Below are 17,120 nucleotides of genomic sequence, written 5' to 3' on the forward strand. Positions count from 1 at the left end.
TAGAATTATAACAATATAAGTTGCAAAAATAACAATATGTGACCATCGTACCAGCATTGCGCGGGGCGGCGGGAGGAAAGCTTGGAATTGTCCGGTTCGGTTGCAGCAGAAACCCGGCCGTCGGCTTCGCTTGCGATGGTCCGTGCCATCAACAAGCGCTTTGGCGGCGTGCGGGCGCTGCGCGACGTCAACCTCGAGGTTCGGGCCGGTGAGGTGCACGCGCTGCTCGGCGAGAACGGCGCCGGAAAATCCACTCTGATCAAGATTCTCAGCGGCGTTCATGCTCTCGACAGCGGCACCATCGAGATCGCCGGCAAGCCGGTGGAATTCGACAGCCCGGCGAAGTCGCGCGAAGCGGGGATCGCCGTCGTCTATCAGGACCTCAGCCTCGTTGAATCCTTAAGCGTTGCGGACAATTTGTTGCTCGGCCGCGAGCCGCGCGGGCCTTTCGGCTTTGTCCGGCAACGTGCGCTCCTGGCGCGGGCCGAGGCCTTCCTGAAAGAGCTCGGCATTCCCCTGGATACGAGGGCGACCGTCGGCTCGCTGCCGTTCGCCTACCGCCAGATGACGGAGATCGCCAAGGCGCTGATGGGCGAGGTCCGGCTCTTGATCCTCGACGAGCCGACCTCCTCGCTGACATCGGATGAAGTCCGGATCCTGTTCGATGCGATCGGGAAGGCGACGCGCCGCGGCGTCGGCGTGATCTACGTGACCCATCGTCTCAACGAGGTCTTCGAGATCTCGCAGCGCGTGACGGTGCTGCGCGATGGCGCCAACGCCGGCACGTTCGTCACCGCCGAGACCGACATGAAGCGGCTGGTGAACGCCATCGTCGGGACCGATCGATCGGCGTCGATTGTCTCGCGCAACGAGCGTGCGCCGAAGCGTGAATTGGATCGATCACCGGTTTTGTCGCTGTCGGACGTCTCCAACGACCGGCTTCGCGCGGTCGATTTGTCCGTGGTGAAGGGCGAGATTCACGGCCTCGCCGGATTAATCGGCAGCGGACGCACGGAAATTCTGGAGACGGTGTTCGGGCTCCGCCCGCTCGAGAGCGGCGCGGTTGAGCTCGAAGGCCGGCGATGGCTGCCGAGCGGGCCTGCCGATGCGATCGAGCAGGGCGTCGCGCTGGTGCCGGAAGACAGGCACATGCAGGGGCTGGTCCTCGACCATTCGATCGAACGAAACGTCACGCTGCCGCGGATTCCGCATTTCTCGCGCTGGGGCTGGATGCAGCAACGCGCCGCGGCCCGGCGTGCGGAAGCGGCGGTTGCAAGGCTCGCGGTCAAGGCGCAGGGCGCCTCCAGCCTGGTCAGGACGCTCTCCGGCGGCAACCAGCAAAAAGTTGTGTTCGGAAAATGGAATGATCCGCGACCACGCGTGCTGCTGCTGGACGAACCGACTGTCGGTGTCGATGTCGGTGCACGCGAGGAAATCTATGCCGTGATCCGGAACGCCGCCCGGGACGGAAGCGGGGTTCTGGTCGTCTCATCCGACCTCGTCGAACTGATCGAACTCTGTGATCGCATCTCCGTCATCGTCAACGGCCATGTCGCTCGCACGCTGGCGCGCGGCGAGATCGATGACGCCGAAGAGTTGCATCATCTCCTCCAGATGTACCAGGCCGCCGGGCCCGGCCCCTTGCAAGAGCTTTCCGCATGACCGAACTGATTGCTCCCAACGTCGTCGCCTCGTCGACCCGATCCGATCGACGCCGCAAGCTTGTCCAGAAGCTGCTGCGGGGCGAGCGGCCCTATATGCTGTACATCGCCTTCGTGATCCTCCTGGTCGTGTTCAGCCTGTCCTCGCCCTGGTTCCTCTCGATCGACAACTTCCTGAACATTGGACGCCAGACCACGCTGGTGTCGATCATCGCGGTCGGCATGACCTTCATCATCATCGCGCGCCAGATCGACCTGTCCGTCGCGTCGACCCTGGCGCTGTCGGGCATGGCGGCCGCTCTGGCGATGAGCCAGATCGACAACAGCTGGATCGTCGGCGCCGTGGCCGGGCTCGGCACCGGCGCGCTGGTCGGGCTGATCAACGGCATCCTGACGACGCAGCTCTCGATCCCGTCCTTCCTGGTGACCTTGGGCTCGCTGAGCATGGCGCGGGGACTGGCGATGATGGTGACCAATACCAAGCCTGTCATCATCACCAACGAGACCTATTTCGCGATCTTCGGCGAAGGCTCGTTCCTCGGCATACCGGTTCCGATCGCCTGGACATTGGCGGCGATGATCGTCGGCATCCTGCTGCTGCACTACAACGTGTTCGGCCGCCGCATCTATGCGGTCGGCGGCAACCCGACTGCGGCGCTCTATTCCGGCATCAATACCAAACTGATCACGACGACGGCCTTCGTCCTGACTGGCGCGCTGGCGGGGTTAGCAGCGCTGGTGCTGTCTGCGCGCTCACACGCCGCACGGCCCGATGTCGTGCAGGGCATGGAGCTCGACGTCATCGCCGCGGTGATCCTCGGCGGCTGCAGCCTATTCGGCGGGCGCGGCTACATCCTGGGGACCCTGTTCGGCAGCCTGATCATCGGCACGCTCAACAACGGCCTCGTTCTTCTCGGTGTGAGCTCGCCGATGCAACTCGTGATCAAGGGCGCGATCATCGTTGCCGCGGTTGCCTTCACGAAACGCTAGTCGAAGTCAGGCGCGGCGCATGAGCCACGAGTTCATTGCGCGGCGTGGGTAGGGCGAGGTCGCTGGCCCTCCGGTAATCGGCGACCAAAAAAGGAGGAAACAATGAAGCCAACCTTGCGACAAACCTTGCCTTTGACCATGTTGATGGCCGCCGCTGCGGCCGTCTCGATTGTGCCCTCGGCTCGCGCCGAAGTGCCCGCGACCTGCGTTAAGGGCGTCGATCTCGCTAAGCTTGGGCCGAAATCGATCGTCGGGCAGGGACCCCACGGCGAGAAGGCGGCTTCGCCCGAGGTGCTTGCGTTGTCCGAGGCCGATGTCGCGAAGATCAAGGAGAAGCACTTCAAGGTCGGCATCTCCATGCAGACGGTCAACCTCGACTGGTCGCAGCTCCAGATCCAGGGCATCACCGATACGCTGAAGAAATACGGTGTGACGGTGACCGGCGTCGCCTCCGCCGAATACCAGGTGGACAAGCAGATCGCCGACATCGAGAACACCATCCAGCAGCACCCGGATGGCATCATTTCGATCCCGGTCGATTTCACCGCGACCGCGCCGACCTACAAGAAGATCGCCAAGGCCGGCATCAAGCTCGTGTTGATGGACAGCATCCCGACCGGCCTGAAGCACCCCGAGGAATACGCCACGATGGTCTCGGCCGATAGCCAGGGCAATGGTCAGATCGCGGCGCAGATCCTGGCGTCCTGTGTTCCGCAGGGCGCAACCATCGGTCTCGTCAATTTCGGCGTCGACTATTTCAGCACCAACGAGCGCACCAAGGGCGTGCGGGGATGGATGAAGGCGAACCGGCCCGACATCAAGATGAAGCAGGTCGATTTCACCGATCCGCCGAAGGTCTCGCAGATTGCGGGCGACTTCCTGACCGGCAATCCCGACATCAAGGGATTGTTCGCGGTGTGGGATCAGCCGGCGCTGGATACGCTGAGCTCGATGCGCGCCCAGGGCATCGATATCCCCATGACCACGGTCGACCTCGGCCTGCAATCGGCGATCGAGATTGCCAAGGGAGGACCGCTGAAGGCCACCGGCTCGCAGCGTCCCTATGACCAGGGTGTCGCCGAGGCGATGGCGATGATGAATGCGCTGCTGGGCAAGGAAACGCCTGGCTGGATCGGTGTGCAGTCGTTGCCGGTGACGCAGTCGAACGTGCTGGAGTCCTACAAGACCGTGTTCAAGAAAGACCCGCCGGCCGAGCTCGCGGATGCCTGCAACAAGGCAAAGCCGGCTTGCAACTGAGCGCGCAGGATCGGTGCGCGGTCCGAAGGGATCGCGCGTCGTTCAGCAAATCTGATCCGGGCGAACCAGCCCCCGCCCGGATCAGGCCGCGCTGGTGACGTATTCGACCGGAAGGCTGCGGAAGTGTTTGCGCGTCTCCGATGGCACCGAGCCACCCACGATGATCCGCGAGAACGAGCCGACGTCGGAGAAGAATGCCGGCTTGAGGCTGCCGAGCTTGCTGGCGTCGACCACAAGGATGCTCTCCATCGCAGTGGCGATCACGGCCTGCTTGATGGCGACTTCGTGAAAATTCGAGCAGCTCGCGCCCCGGGTCCAGTGCAGGCCGCCGGCCGAGATGAAAGCCTTGTTGACCCCGAGCCGCCGCAGATAGGACAGGCCGTCATCCGACGAGAACGATTGAGAAGACGGATGGTAGAGCCCGCCCATCAGCATCACCTGCGTCGACGGCCGGTGCGTGACGATCGAGGCGACGTTCAGCGAATAGCAGATCACCGAGAGCGGCATGTCCTCAGGGAGGCAATCCGCCAGCGACTGCATCGTGGTGCCGCAGTCGATGAAGATGGTGTCGCCTTCCCTGATCGAGGCGGCTGCCGCTCGGCAGGCGAGGCGCTTGTCCTGGGTGTGCTGGTCGATTTCCTGCTCGAACGTGTATTTGATCCCGGTCGGCGACGCCGCGTTGACGACGTAACCGCCGAGCAGGGCAAGCGTACCTTCCGGACCGGCAAGGTCGCGCCTGACAGTCATCTCCGACACCTTCAGCAAGTCGGCGGCGTCCTTCAGATGCAGTGCGCCGCCGGTCTCGACGGCGCGGCGCAGCCGCTGGAGCCGCTGAACGCGGGACTCGCTGGAGCGTGGGGTCGGTGTTTCAGCCATTTTCGTCACCGAGCTTGCTTATCCGGTTGACAATGATCTTACAATGATGTGAGTTTAGCAACGTCAGCTTGTTAAAATAATAACATCTAGTCCGAGGGCCCCGTTCCTGCCAGCGATGGCGGGCCAGCGGGGCTCCAATGGGCAAGGGATGGGAGGATCGTATGTTGCAATCGGGACATTCAGTCTATCTGGCGCGTCAGCCGATTCGCTAGCACCGCACGGCGTACCGATGACGCAGGGCGTCCTAGTGCCAACTCCATCCGCGGTGCCGGTGCAGCCACATGCACGGGATCACAATCACACGCATGCCATCGCGCGCAACACCGGCCGCGCGCTCGAGATGGACTGGGTTGACGGGATCAGGATCAATCTGTCGGCCGCCGAGCGCCGCGTTGCGAGCCTGCCCGGTCGCCGCACCGTCAAGAAGGACGCGCAGGCGGCGTGGCTGCTCAAGGCGATCACCTGTATCGACCTGACGACGCTCAACGGCGACGATACGACCGAGCGTGTGAAGCGCCTCTGCGCCAAGGCGCGGGCGCCGCTGCGACGCGATCTGCTCGAGGCCCTCGGCTTTGCCGGGCGTGGGCTGCACACGGGTGCGATCTGCGTCTATCACCGCTTCGTCAGGACCGCGGTCGAAGCGCTCGACGGATCCGACATTCCGGTCGCTGCGGTCTCGACCGGATTTCCCGCGGGCCTCATACCGCACGACCTCAAGCTCAGGGAGATCGAGGCGTCCGTCAGGGACGGCGCCCAGGAGATCGACATCGTCATCACGCGCGAGCATGTGCTGACCGGAGATTGGCGCGCGCTCTACGCCGAGGTCCGGGATTTCCGCGCCGCCTGTGGCGAAGCGCATCTCAAGACGATCCTGGCCACTGGTGACCTCAAGACGCTGCGCAACGTGGCCAAGGCCTCGATGGTCTGCATGATGGCCGGCGCCGACTTCATCAAGACCTCCACCGGCAAGGAGGGCGTCAATGCCACGCTGCCAGTGACGCTGGCGATGCTGCGCATGATCAGGCTCTATGAGGAGCGCACCGGCTTCAAGATCGGTTTCAAGCCGGCCGGCGGAATCTCGACGGCGAAGGATGTGCTCAACTACCAGTTCCTGATGAAGGAGGAGTTGGGACGCGAGTGGCTCGAGCCGGAGCTGTTCCGCATCGGAGCCTCGAGCCTCCTCGCCGACATCGAGCGCCAGCTCGAGCATCACGTCACCGGCCGCTACTCGGCCTTCAACCGTCATCCCGTGGGCTGAGCATGAGCGTCGCACATTACTACGAGACCATGGAGTATGGTCCCGCTCCCGAGGCGGACGGCGAGGCGCGGGCCTGGCTGAAGCGGCACGACGCGACTTTCGGGCATTTCATTTCCGGCAAGTTCGTAAGCCCGGCTTCGGGCAGGCACCTGGCGACGATCGAGCCGGCCACCGGCAAGCCGCTGGCCAAGATCGCGCAAGGTATCGCTGCCGATGTCGATGCTGCGGTCGCCGCTGCACGCTCGGCGCAAGCGCCGTGGGCAAAGCTCGGTGGTCACGGTCGTGCCCGCCATCTCTATGCGCTGGCGCGCATGCTGCAGCGTCACGCGCGACTGTTCGCGGTGCTGGAAGCGATTGACAACGGCAAGCCGATCCGCGAAACCCGCGATCTCGACGTGCCGCTGGCCGCGCGCCACTTCCTGTATCACGCCGGCTGGGCGCAATTGCAGGAGCGTGAATTCGCCGACCAAGTCCCGGTCGGTGTGATCGGCCAGATCATCCCCTGGAATTTTCCGCTGCTGATGCTGGCCTGGAAAATCGCGCCCGCGCTGGCAGCCGGCAACACGGTGGTGCTGAAGCCGGCGGAATTCACCTCGCTCACCGCGCTGCTGTTCGCGGAGCTGGCAGCGGAAGCGGGCCTGCCATCAGGCGTGTTGAACGTGGTGACGGGTGATGGCGCCGCCGGCGCGCTGCTCGTTGAGAATCCCGGGGTCGACAAGATCGCCTTCACCGGATCGACCGAGGTCGGCCGTTTGATCCGTCAGTCGACCGCAGGCAGCGGCAAGTCGCTGACGCTTGAGCTTGGTGGCAAATCCCCGTTCATCGTGTTCGAAGACGCTGATCTCGATGGCGCCGTCGAAGGCGTGGTCGATGCAATCTGGTTCAACCAGGGCCAGGTCTGTTGCGCCGGATCGCGGCTGTTGTTGCAGGAGGGCATCGCGGAGACTTTCCGCAAGCGCCTGATCCGCCGCATGGAGACGCTGCGCGTCGGATCGCCGCTCGACAAGTCGATCGACATGGGCGCTGTGGTCGCTCCCGTTCAGCTCGAGCGGATCAAGGCGCTGGTGGAGACAGGAGTGAAGGAGGGCGCCGAGAAGTATCAGGCGTTCGGGGCGCTTCCTGCGGAGGGCTGCTTCTATCCTCCGACCTTGCTCTGGAATGTGCATCCGTCCTCGACCGTCGCGATCGAGGAGATCTTCGGGCCCGTGCTGGTCGCGATGACGTTCCGCACGCCTGATGAGGCCGTGATGCTCGCCAACAACACGCGCTATGGGCTTGCCGCCAGCGTGTGGAGCGAGACCATTGGCCTCGCGCTCGATATCGCGCCAAAACTTCAGGCCGGCGTGGTCTGGGTCAATGCAACCAATTTGTTCGACGCCTGCGTCGGCTTCGGCGGTTACCGCGAGTCCGGCTTCGGCCGCGAGGGCGGCCGGGAAGGGTTTTACGAATATCTCAAGCCGAAGGCATGGGCTGGCCGCAAAGCACGAGCCGAGCTGCCGCCACTCCTTGAAGCCGCGACCGAGGGCGCTGGCTTCGGCGCGCCGTCGATCGACCGAACTGCCAAGCTGTTCGTTGGCGGCAAGCAGGTGCGGCCCGATGGAAATTATTCGCGCGTGGTGCTGTCGCCGAAGGGAAAACACCTCGGCGAGGTCGGCGAGGGCAATCGCAAGGATATCCGCAATGCGGTGGCTGCTGCACGTTCGGCCGAAGGTTGGGCGCGGGCGACGGCGCATAATCGCGCCCAAATCCTCTACTACCTTGCCGAAAATCTGTCCGCGCGCGGCGACGATTTCGCCCGGCGTATTGGTGATATGACCGGCGCATCGTCTGCGAAGGCGCACGCGGAGGTCGAGGCGAGTATCGAGCGGCTGTTCAGCTATGGGGCCTGGGCCGACAAATACGAGGGGGCGATCCACGCGCCGCCGATGCGCGGGCTTGCCCTTGCGATGCACGAGCCGATCGGTGTGGTCGGGGTGGCCTGTCCGGACGAAGCGCCGTTGCTCGGCTTCATCAGCCTGGTGGCGCCGTTGATGGCGATGGGCAACCGCGTCGTCGCTGTGCCGAGCGAGCGGCATCCGCTGGCAGCGACGGACTTCTACCAGGTACTGGAAACGTCTGACGTGCCGGCGGGCGTCGTCAACATCGTGACGGGCGAGCGGGATGCACTTGCCAAGGTTCTTGCCGAGCACGATGACGTCGACGCGCTCTGGGTATTTGGCTCCCAGGAGGCCTCGACAATGGCGGAGCGGCTGTCGGTCGGTAACCTCAAGCGCACGCTGGTCGACCATGGGCTGGCGTTCGATTGGTACGACAGGGCGGCGAGCGAGGGACCGATCCTGCTCCGTCATGCAGTGCAGGTGAAGAACATCTGGATTCCTTACGGAGACTAAAGACGTCACCTTGCGGTGATACTGGTTTGCATCCGGGCCATCAGAGTCCGGACGATTTCGAGGACGAGGGAGGGACACAACATGCTCAAGGGCATCAATCCACTGCTCAATGCCGACGTGCTCTATGCCTTGCGAGCGATGGGGCATGGGGATCGTCTTGTCGTGTGCGATACGAATTTCCCGGCTGACTCGATCGCCCGTCAGACCGCATTCGGCGAGCTGCTTCGCATCGACAATGTCAGCGCCGCCAAGGCGATCGACGCGATTCTCTCGGTGATGCCGCTCGACACGTTCGTCGACGATGCCGCGATCCGCATGGAGATCGTCGGCCAGCCCCAGGAGGTGCCGCCGGTGCAGTGCGAGGTGCAGGCCGCGATCGACCGCGCCGAGGGGCACTCCTGGCCGCTGGTCGGGGTCGAGCGCCATGCCTTCTATGAGAAGGCCAAGACCGCCTATTGCGTGATCGCCACGGGCGAGCGCCGCTTCTATGGCTGTTTCCTGTTCACCAAGGGCGTCATCGCGCCGGACGGAGAGTGATGACCATGAGCAAGACGGGCGTTGCAGTCCTCGGCATCTTCGTCGTCGATCTGGCCTTCCGGGCCGGCAACATGCCTGCGATCGGCGAAACCATCGCAGGCTCCGGATTCGCCATGGGACCGGGCGGCAAGGGATCGAACCAGGCCGTGGCCGCCGCGCGCGCCGGCGCGGACGTGACCTTCATCTCCCGGATCGGCCGTGATGCCTTCGGTGATCTTGCGATCAAGACCTGGGAAACCGAGGGCATCAAGCCGCGCGTGGCCAGGACTGCGGACGCGCCGACGGGCGCTGCTTTCATCTATGTCCACGAGACGCGCGGCGATAACGCCATCATCGTGGTGAGCGGCGCGGCCGACGGCCTTAGCCCTGATGACGTCGATGCGGCGGCGGAGGCGATCCGTTCCAGCCGCGTCTTCGTGACCCAGCTCGAGCAGCCGGTCGCCGCTGCGCAGCGCGGGCTCGAGATCGCGCGCGCGGCCGGCAGCCTCACCGTGTTCAATCCGGCTCCGGCAGCCACATTCGATGATGGCCTGTTCGCCTTGTGCGACTACGTCGTTCCCAACGAGACCGAGGCCGAAGCATTAACGGGGATTGCGGTGGGCGATCTTGCCGGCGCCCGCCGGGCCGGAGATGCGCTGCTGGCCAAGGGCGCCGGCACCGCCCTGATCACGCTTGGTGAACGCGGGGCGCTGTTTCACGCGCCTAATCGCTCGCTCCACGTGCCGCCCTTCGCCGCTGGCAACGTGGTCGAAACCGCTGGCGCCGGCGATGCTTTCGTCGGTGGCTTCGCGGCAGCGCTCGCGGGCGGCGCCGATCCGCTGGAGGCGGCGCGCTTCGGCTCGGCGACGGCAGGGATCTCCGTGACGCGCGCCGGCACTGCGCCTGCCATGCCGCGGCGGGCCGAGATCGAAACCCTATTGATGGGATGACCTGCAGATGATGCGGAACGATCCGATCAAGCATGTCTTCATCTGGCCGGCGGTGCTCGTCGTGCTGGCGATCTCGATCTTTCCGCTGATCTACTCGTTCACCACGAGCTTCCTCAGCTATCGCCTGATTCCGCCGATCCCGCCTCGCGTGGTGTGGTTCGGCAATTACACGACGCTGTTGCAGGAGCCGCGCTTCTGGAACGCGATCCTCACGACGACGCTGATCGCCTTCATTGCAGTCGGGCTGCAATATATGATCGGCTTCGGCGTTGCGCTGGCGCTGAACGCGCGCGTGCCGGGCGAACGGCTGTTTCGCGTCGCCTTGCTGCTTCCGATGCTGCTGGCTCCGGTCGCCGTCGCGCTGGTGGCCCGCATGATCTTCAATCCGACCATGGGGCCGCTCAACCAGTTCCTCTCCATGTTTGGCCTCGCGAACCTGCCGTTCCTCACCAATGGTCATTGGGCGCTCGGCTGCATCATCGCGGTCGAGATCTGGCAGTGGACGCCGTTCGTCATCCTGATGATGCTGGCCGGTCTGCAAACGCTCCCGGAAGATGTCTACGAGGCGGCTGAGCTGGAGAACGCCAGCGCGTGGCAGCAATTCTGGGGCATCACATTCCCGATGATGCTGCCGATCTCCGCAGCCGTTGTCTTCATCCGCCTGATCGAGAGCTACAAGATCATGGACACCGTGTTCGTGATGACGGGCGGTGGACCGGGCGTCGACACCGAGACCCTGACCTTGTTCGCTTATCAGGAAGGCTTCAAGAAGTTCAATCTCGGCTACACCTCGGCGCTGAGCTTCCTGTTCCTCATCGCCATCACGATCATCGGCGTCACTTATCTCGCGCTGCTGCGTCCGCATCTGGAGAAGCGTCGATGACCGAGCGGGCCCTCACCGGATTATCGAGCTGGAGCCGCCGCCTGGTTGCGGTCGGCGTGCTCGCTTGGTGCCTGATCACGGCGTTTCCGCTCTATTGGGTGGTGGTGACGGCGTTCAAGACCCCGCCGGGCGTGGTCGGCGGCCCGACCTATATTCCGTTCGTCGATTTCACGCCGACCTTGCAGCCCTTCATCGATCTCTATCAGGGGATTCGGGGCGAGTTCTTCCGGACGTTCCTGAACTCGACCATCGTCGGCCTATCAGCGGCGGCGATCGCGACTGCAATCGGTGCGATGGCGGCCTATGCGCTGGTGCGGTTCGAGTTCAAGGTCCGGTTTGGCGCCGGCCTGATCTTCTTCCTGCTCGCACTTGGCTTCTATCTGCTCTTCAACAACAATTTCGGAGTCACCCGGGCGCAGGCACTGCTGCTTGCGTTCCCGATCGCGCTGGTCGTCGCCATCATTGCCAATCGCCTGCCGCTGCCGGGGCCGATCCTCGGCAATGAGGACATCCTGTTCTGGTTCGTCAGCCAGCGCATGTTTCCGCCGATCGTCACGGCCTTTGCGCTCTATCTGCTCTACAGCGAAATTGGCCGGCTCGGCTTCCAGCTCATCGACAGCTATGTCGGCCTGACCCTGTGCTACGTCGCATTCTCGCTGCCGATCGTCGTCTGGCTGATGCGCGACTTCTTCGAGGCGATTCCGATCGAAGTCGAAGAAGCTGCGATGGTCGACAACGTGCCGAGCTGGCGCATCTTCCTCGGCATCGTGGTGCCGATGTCGATGAACGGGTTGCTGGCGACCTTCATGATCACGCTGGCCTTTGTCTGGAACGAGTTCCTGTTCGCGCTGTTCCTGACCAATTCCAAATGGCAGACGCTGCCGATCCTGGTGGCGGGGCAAAACAGCCAGCGCGGCGACGAATGGTGGGCGATCTCGGCCGCGGCGCTGGTCGCCATCGTTCCGATGATGATCATGGCGGGCCTGCTCAGTCGCATGATGCGGTCGGGTCTGCTGCTCGGGGCAATCAAATAGCAATAACTCATCTGGGGAGGACTAGACGATGTTACGACGAACGTTTTTGATGCTGACCACCTCGCTCGCGATGGCTTGCGCCGCGAGCCAGGCGAATGCGGCCTGTAGTCCGGACTACTCCGGCGTCACCTTGACGGTGGCCTCGCAGACCGGACCGTACATCGCATCCGCGCTCAAGCTCGGCGCGGACGAATGGAGCAAGAAAACCTGCGGCAAGGTCAATGTCGTCGAGTTTCCGTGGTCGGAGCTCTACCCGAAGATCGCCACGTCGCTCACCGCGTCTGACGCGACGTTCGATCTGGTCAGCTTTGCCCCGGCCTGGCTCCCCGACTTCGTCCCCTATCTCTCCGAGATGCCGAAGGAGATGCAGTCCGGCAAGGATTGGGACGATATCGAGCCGGCCTATCGCGAACGCCTGATGGTGTGGGAAGGCAAAATCTACTCCCAATCGATGGATGGCGACGTTCACACCTACACCTATCGCACCGACCTGTTCAGCGACCCCAAGGAAAAGGACGCCTTCAAGGCCAAATACGGCTACGACCTGGTGCCTCCAAAGACCTGGAAGCAGTATCTCGACATCGCGGAGTTCTTCCAGCGTCCCGACAAGGGACTTTGGGGCACGGCGGAAGCCTTCCGCCGCGGCGGCCAGCAGTTCTGGTTCTTCTTCAGCCACGCCGCCGCCTATACCAACAACCCGAACTATCCGGGCGCGATGTTCTTCGACCCTGAAACGATGGACGCCCAGATCAACAACCCCGGCTGGGTGAAGGGGCTTGAGGAATACATTCGCGCTTCCAAGCTCGGGCCGCCCAACGCGCTGAACTTCTCGTTCGGCGAAGTCAATGCGGCGGTCGCCGGCGGCCAGGTGGCGGAATCGATCGGTTGGGGCGATACCGGCGTCATCGCAGCCGATCCCAAGCAGTCGAAGATCTCAGGCAAGGTCGGCTCGGCGATCCTGCCGGGATCCGATGAGATCTGGAACGCCAAGACCAAGAAGTGGGACAAGTTCGAAAAGATATTGCCGACGCCCTTCATGGCATTCGGTGGATGGCAGATCGCGGTGCCGAAGGCCGGCAAGAACCAGAAGGCTGCGTGGGACTTCGTCAAGACGCTCACGAGCCCCGAAGTGTCGGGGCAGGCGGCGATCACCGGCGGCAGCGGCGTCAATCCTTATCGCAAATCCCACACCGCCAATCTGCAACTGTGGAGTAAGAACTTCTCGCCGGAGGAGGCCAAGGAGTATCTTGGCGCTCAGGCTGACTCGATCAATGCGAAGAACGTTGCGCTCGACATGCGTCTGCCCGGCTATTTCTCCTACACCGAGGTTGTGGAGATCGAGCTCGGCAAGGCGCTGGCGGGCCAGACCACGCCGCAGGCCGCGCTGGATACGGTCGCAAAGGAATGGAATCGCCTGACCGACGAGTTCGGTCGCGCGAAGCAACTCGCTGCCTATCGTGCGGCGATGGGCCTGCCGCCCAAGAACTAACAAGAACTGACCTCCGCTAGACTTCCCCGGATGATGCGCCAGCATCATCCGGGCTTCGTTAGCCGTCGACATCGGGGACGGAAAAAGGATTCCATGGCGCGCGTCGAGATCGAGAACGTCAGCAAGGCATACGGGCCCTACAAGATCATCGAGGGGCTCGATCTGAGCGTGGCCGACGAGGAATTCGTCGTGCTCGTCGGCCCGTCCGGCTGCGGCAAGACCACCACGTTGCGCATGATCGCGGGACTGGAGACGGTCACCGGCGGAACCATCCGCATCGGCGAGCGCGACGTCACGCAGCTGCGTCCGGGCCTGCGCAACTGCGCGATGGTGTTCCAGAACTACGCGCTCTATCCGCACATGACGGTCGGAGAGAACATCGGCTACGGCATGAAGGTGCGGGGCGAATCTCGCGCCGGCATCGGAAAGGCAGTCCAGGACGTCGCACGGGTTCTCGACCTCGAACAATACCTGGATCGCCGTCCCAAGCAGCTCTCCGGCGGACAGCGCCAGCGCGTGGCGATCGGCCGTGCCATCGTGCGCAGCCCGGACGTGTTTCTGTTCGATGAGCCGTTGTCGAACCTCGACGCCAAGCTCCGCATCGAGATGCGGACCGAGATCAAGGCCTTGCACCGTCGTCTCGCCAAGACGATCGTTTATGTCACGCACGATCAGGTCGAAGCCATGACCATGGCCGATCGCGTCGTGGTGATGAATCGCGGCCGGATCGAGCAGGCGGCCGATCCGATCACGATCTACGAGAAGCCCAGCAACCTCTTCGTCGCGGGCTTCATGGGCGCACCCAGCATGAATTTCATCCATGGTGAGATCGTCGCTCGCGACGGTGCGCTGCTCTTTACCGGGCCATCGGGGACCGCGTTGAAACTGCCCAAGTCGCGCGAGGCGGCCTATGCCGGCAGCGTCGGCAAGCCTGTTGTGCTCGGCGCGAGGCCGGACCACGTGCTGCGGCAGGATGCCCCGGCGGGCTCGTCCATCCGCGTCATGGTGAAAGACGTGGAGCCGCTCGGGCCGCACACGCTCGTGATCGGCACCGTCGGTGCATTTCCGTTCACGGCGCAGATGCCGGTGGGTGTGACCGCGGCGCCGGATCATTTCATCGACGTCGCGCTCGATCTGGAGCGAACACACCTGTTCGACAAGGTATCGGGGAAGGCGATACCCTGTTGCGGATCTTGACCGATCGGGCGGGGAATGAACGCGCGCCCATCGAGATCTTGTCGGAGAAGCAAGTTCGATCGCAATTGATGCGGTTGATTGCGCGCGGGCGGAGGGCGCTGTGGGCCGCCGCTAATCGAGCGCCGTGTGCGAGCGGCGGTGACTGCTCTGGAGCTCTGGATAGCCGGTGAGCATCAGCTTGTCGCTGCGTACGCCCCAGCTCTCCAGGCGGTCCAGGAAGCTCATGCCGAGCAGGTTGGTCTTCATCTGCCCGCGCTGGACGACGAGCGCCGGCACCGATTTCTCGACGAGATGGCCGACGGCGAGACGATCGAGTGTGAGCCGCGCCGCCTTGGTGTGGCCCCCGGCGGTTTCGAGGTCGACGTCGTATTCCAGCATCTCGAGCGGCAGCCCGATCGCTTTCGCGGTCTCCCACGTCAGTACGACGGAGGTGGCGCCCGTGTCGATCACCATGGGCGCCGTGACGCCGTTGATCTTGGCACGCAGCGCGAACTCACCACCCTGGCCGCGCTGGATCTGCACGGCAGGAGGCGGCGCTGATGATGTGCCCGGTCCACGCAGCATGTGCGAGACCTTGTGGCTGGCGCGCGCGATCTGGGCGGGATCGCCATAGGCGACCACGGCCCCGGCCGTGCCGGCAAGCATGAGAAGCACGAGCAAGAAGCGCATCATCGTGCGCCTCCGATGGCATGCCGGGCGGTCAGAGGCGTTTCGGCGATCCCGCGATGGGCTGCAAGCCTGCATCCCCCATGCGCGCAGCGAGCTGCGCCATGACGGAGAGCCGTTCCGCGCTCTCCATGGCGTGCCAGCGCGCGATCTCCGGCAAGGTGCGGCCGCAGCCGAAGCACAGCCTGGTTTTGGGGTCGATCATGCAGACGGCGACGCACGGCGTTTCTTTGCTCATACGGACATAGTGAGGGATCGTCGGGCATATCTGCAAGCATCTCGTTAAGAGCCGGTCCCCGCGCTCATGATCGGCTTGTGGCGCGGCCTGCGCTTCTCGTCGGGCACCATGGAACTCTCCGGCTGCAACGGCGGCGCATCATCAGACAGCGGCGCCAGCGCGCTCATCACACGCTCGGGCGGGAACGTAACGATCACCTCGGTGCCGATGCGCAGCTTCGATTTCAGCGTGAACGTGCCGCCATGCAGGTCGATTAGGTTCTTGGCGATGGGCAAGCCCAATCCGGCACCCTGTTCAGCCGATTTGATCGAGTTGGAGCCTTGGCCGAAGGAGGCGAGCACGACAGGGATCTCGTCCTCCGGGATACCCGAGCCGGTATCCTTCACCGAGAGGTATTGGCCGCCCGAGGCGGTCCAGCCGGCCTTGAGCCAGATCTCGCCGCCTTGCGGGGTGAACTTGATCGCGTTGGAGAGCAGGTTAAGCACGACCTGGCGGATCGCGCGCTCGTCGGCCCAGAGCCGCGGCATAGCCTGCTCGAATACTTCGTGGATAGTGATGCCGCGGCTCGAGGCGCGCAGCTTCATCAGATGGTGGCAGTCGGCGACGATGCCGACCAGCGACACCGCCTCCTCATTCAATTCGTAGCGGCCAGCCTCGATCCGCGACAGATCGAGGATCTCGTTGATGAGGTTGAGGAGATGCACGCCGGAATTATGGATGTCTGCGGAGTATTCCTTGTAGACCGGCACCGCGTGCGCGCCGAAAATCTCGCTCTTCATCACCTCCGAGAAGCCCAGGATGGCGTTGAGCGGCGTGCGCAGCTCGTGGCTCATCTGCGCCAGGAAACGCGATTTGGCGACGTTGGCGGATTCTGCCCGGTGGCGCGCTTCGTCCGAGATCGCCTTGGCCTGTTCGAGCTCGCCGATCAGCGCATCCTTCTCGGCGCGCGCTTCCAACGTGGCGAAAGTCGAAGAGTGCAGGCGATGCGCCAGCAGCACGAAATAGCCTTCGGCGGCGAGCGCGAGCGCCGCCAGAATGTAGTTGTCCAGCGAGCCGGTCATCGCAAAGCTCAGCGCCATCGCGACAGCGACTGGCGCCGTCGCGGCGAGAGCTGCGATCGGCAGGTTGGCCGCGAGCATGCTCGATACCGCGATGACCAGCAGCATCAGGAACATCATCAGCGTTTCCGTGACCATATCGAGCACGGGATGAATCAGGATCGCCATCCAGCACAGCCCGTAGAGCAGGTCGAGCACGACGAAGCGCGTTCGCCAGGTGCGCGTCGCAATGGGCGAAGCAGGCTCGGCAAGGAAGCGGCGGCAGCTGCGGGTCATGGCGACGTGGATGCAGAGCATTCCGGTGGTCCAGAGTGCGGCCGGGATCGGCTGCATCCACAACCCGAACAACACGCCGGTGGCGACCACCAGCAGCATCACGACATAGGAGGCGGAGAGCCGCGTCTGCGCATATTGGCGCAACAGCTCGGCATCGAAAGCCGGCCGGGTTCCGCTGGTCGAGGTTAACCTATCGCGCGCCTCGCGCACCCGCTGCGCCGCAGCCCGTCGGCTGCTCGCTGATGGAGCGCTGACCGGCTCGGCCGGAAGCTGCACTACCTCAGGCTTTTCAGCGGGGTTACTCATCAAGCAACAACGATTCCTGCCCACGTCGGACGTGGACCTTCTGCATTGTCTATCTCTGGCAAGAAATCCTTAAGA

At 63.8% G+C, this 17,120-nt stretch carries 15 protein-coding genes; 11 read left to right on the forward strand and 4 right to left on the reverse strand.

All coding sequences use genetic code 11. The annotated features are described in order from the left end of the window. Window positions 1-81 precede the first annotated feature (81 nt). The 3 genes from XH88_RS02350 to XH88_RS02360 all read left to right on the forward strand — a co-directional run bounded on the left by XH88_RS02350 (window position 82) and on the right by XH88_RS02360 (window position 3,908). Entirely contained in the window at window positions 82-1,662 is a 1,581-nt protein-coding gene (locus XH88_RS02350; protein ID WP_271613813.1) for a sugar ABC transporter ATP-binding protein, read from the forward strand. Next, window positions 1,659-2,651: an ABC transporter permease gene (locus XH88_RS02355; RefSeq protein WP_271613814.1), complete on the forward strand. Its 993-nt coding sequence runs from the start codon at window positions 1,659-1,661 to the stop codon at window positions 2,649-2,651. Before XH88_RS02350 ends, XH88_RS02355 begins: the two co-directional genes overlap by 4 nt. Before the next feature lie 102 nt (window positions 2,652-2,753). Continuing rightward, a complete protein-coding gene (locus XH88_RS02360; RefSeq protein ID WP_271613815.1) occupies window positions 2,754-3,908 on the forward strand; it encodes a substrate-binding domain-containing protein in 1,155 nt (384 codons plus the stop codon). An 81-nt stretch (window positions 3,909-3,989) separates the two neighbouring features. On the opposite strand, the gene XH88_RS02365 is transcribed toward XH88_RS02360, so the two are convergent. Beyond that, a complete protein-coding gene (locus XH88_RS02365; protein WP_271613816.1) occupies window positions 3,990-4,784 on the reverse strand; it encodes a DeoR/GlpR family DNA-binding transcription regulator in 795 nt (264 codons plus the stop codon). A 229-nt stretch (window positions 4,785-5,013) separates the two neighbouring features. Here XH88_RS02365 and deoC point away from each other — a divergent pair, with 229 nt between their 5' ends. The 8 genes from deoC (at window position 5,014) to XH88_RS02405 (ending at window position 14,501) form a co-directional block, all read left to right on the forward strand. Further along, the gene (gene deoC, locus XH88_RS02370) at window positions 5,014-6,042 is read left to right on the forward strand and encodes a deoxyribose-phosphate aldolase (protein WP_442868405.1); all 1,029 of its coding nucleotides are present in this window, start codon (window positions 5,014-5,016) and stop codon (window positions 6,040-6,042) included. A 2-nt stretch (window positions 6,043-6,044) separates the two neighbouring features. After that, complete coding sequence (locus XH88_RS02375) at window positions 6,045-8,432, forward strand: aldehyde dehydrogenase family protein (RefSeq protein WP_271613817.1); 2,388 nt, start codon at window positions 6,045-6,047, stop codon at window positions 8,430-8,432. A gap of 81 nt (window positions 8,433-8,513) precedes the next feature. Next, window positions 8,514-8,969, forward strand: a complete 456-nt coding sequence (locus XH88_RS02380) for an RbsD/FucU family protein (RefSeq protein ID WP_271613818.1) — start codon at window positions 8,514-8,516, stop codon at window positions 8,967-8,969. 5 nt (window positions 8,970-8,974) lie between these two features. Further along, window positions 8,975-9,898, forward strand: a complete 924-nt coding sequence (gene rbsK, locus XH88_RS02385; RefSeq protein WP_271613819.1) for a ribokinase — start codon at window positions 8,975-8,977, stop codon at window positions 9,896-9,898. Window positions 9,899-9,905: 7 nt separating this feature from the next. Then, complete coding sequence (locus XH88_RS02390; protein WP_271613820.1) at window positions 9,906-10,781, forward strand: carbohydrate ABC transporter permease; 876 nt, start codon at window positions 9,906-9,908, stop codon at window positions 10,779-10,781. Next, window positions 10,778-11,815 (forward strand): carbohydrate ABC transporter permease, encoded by a 1,038-nt coding sequence (locus tag XH88_RS02395; RefSeq protein WP_271613821.1) that lies wholly within the window; start codon window positions 10,778-10,780, stop codon window positions 11,813-11,815. Before XH88_RS02390 ends, XH88_RS02395 begins: the two co-directional genes overlap by 4 nt. 49 nt (window positions 11,816-11,864) lie before the next feature. Further along, window positions 11,865-13,304 (forward strand): extracellular solute-binding protein, encoded by a 1,440-nt coding sequence (locus tag XH88_RS02400; protein ID WP_333909231.1) that lies wholly within the window; start codon window positions 11,865-11,867, stop codon window positions 13,302-13,304. Between the two features lie 93 nt (window positions 13,305-13,397). Further along, entirely contained in the window at window positions 13,398-14,501 is a 1,104-nt protein-coding gene (locus tag XH88_RS02405) for an ABC transporter ATP-binding protein (RefSeq protein WP_271613823.1), read from the forward strand. Window positions 14,502-14,612: 111 nt separating this feature from the next. On the opposite strand, the gene XH88_RS02410 is transcribed toward XH88_RS02405, so the two are convergent. The 3 genes from XH88_RS02410 to XH88_RS02420 are packed head-to-tail and all read right to left on the reverse strand — an operon-like array spanning window position 14,613 to window position 17,045. Continuing rightward, a complete protein-coding gene (locus XH88_RS02410) occupies window positions 14,613-15,173 on the reverse strand; it encodes a TIGR02281 family clan AA aspartic protease (RefSeq protein WP_271613824.1) in 561 nt (186 codons plus the stop codon). A gap of 28 nt (window positions 15,174-15,201) precedes the next feature. Continuing rightward, the gene (locus tag XH88_RS02415; protein ID WP_271613825.1) at window positions 15,202-15,405 is read right to left on the reverse strand and encodes a DUF1289 domain-containing protein; all 204 of its coding nucleotides are present in this window, start codon (window positions 15,403-15,405) and stop codon (window positions 15,202-15,204) included. A gap of 44 nt (window positions 15,406-15,449) precedes the next feature. Further along, entirely contained in the window at window positions 15,450-17,045 is a 1,596-nt protein-coding gene (locus XH88_RS02420) for a sensor histidine kinase (RefSeq protein WP_271613826.1), read from the reverse strand. Window positions 17,046-17,120: the final 75 nt, after the last annotated feature.

The sequence above is a fragment of the Bradyrhizobium sp. CCBAU 51627 genome (genome assembly GCF_028128765.1).
Lineage (GTDB): Bacteria > Pseudomonadota > Alphaproteobacteria > Rhizobiales > Xanthobacteraceae > Bradyrhizobium.

Coding starts and splice junctions, on each gene's coding strand:
- XH88_RS02405 (WP_271613823.1), top strand. CDS start 13,398: ATGGCGCGCGTCGAGATCGAGAACGTCAGCAAGGCATACGGGCCCTAC.
- XH88_RS02400 (WP_333909231.1), top strand. CDS start 11,865: ATGCTGACCACCTCGCTCGCGATGGCTTGCGCCGCGAGCCAGGCGAAT.
- XH88_RS02420 (WP_271613826.1), bottom strand. CDS start 17,045: ATGAGTAACCCCGCTGAAAAGCCTGAGGTAGTGCAGCTTCCGGCCGAG.
- XH88_RS02415 (WP_271613825.1), bottom strand. CDS start 15,405: ATGAGCAAAGAAACGCCGTGCGTCGCCGTCTGCATGATCGACCCCAAA.
- XH88_RS02360 (WP_271613815.1), top strand. CDS start 2,754: ATGAAGCCAACCTTGCGACAAACCTTGCCTTTGACCATGTTGATGGCC.
- XH88_RS02380 (WP_271613818.1), top strand. CDS start 8,514: ATGCTCAAGGGCATCAATCCACTGCTCAATGCCGACGTGCTCTATGCC.
- rbsK (WP_271613819.1), top strand. CDS start 8,975: ATGAGCAAGACGGGCGTTGCAGTCCTCGGCATCTTCGTCGTCGATCTG.
- XH88_RS02410 (WP_271613824.1), bottom strand. CDS start 15,173: ATGATGCGCTTCTTGCTCGTGCTTCTCATGCTTGCCGGCACGGCCGGG.
- deoC (WP_442868405.1), top strand. CDS start 5,014: ATGACGCAGGGCGTCCTAGTGCCAACTCCATCCGCGGTGCCGGTGCAG.
- XH88_RS02395 (WP_271613821.1), top strand. CDS start 10,778: ATGACCGAGCGGGCCCTCACCGGATTATCGAGCTGGAGCCGCCGCCTG.
- XH88_RS02390 (WP_271613820.1), top strand. CDS start 9,906: ATGATGCGGAACGATCCGATCAAGCATGTCTTCATCTGGCCGGCGGTG.
- XH88_RS02375 (WP_271613817.1), top strand. CDS start 6,045: ATGAGCGTCGCACATTACTACGAGACCATGGAGTATGGTCCCGCTCCC.
- XH88_RS02365 (WP_271613816.1), bottom strand. CDS start 4,784: ATGGCTGAAACACCGACCCCACGCTCCAGCGAGTCCCGCGTTCAGCGG.
- XH88_RS02355 (WP_271613814.1), top strand. CDS start 1,659: ATGACCGAACTGATTGCTCCCAACGTCGTCGCCTCGTCGACCCGATCC.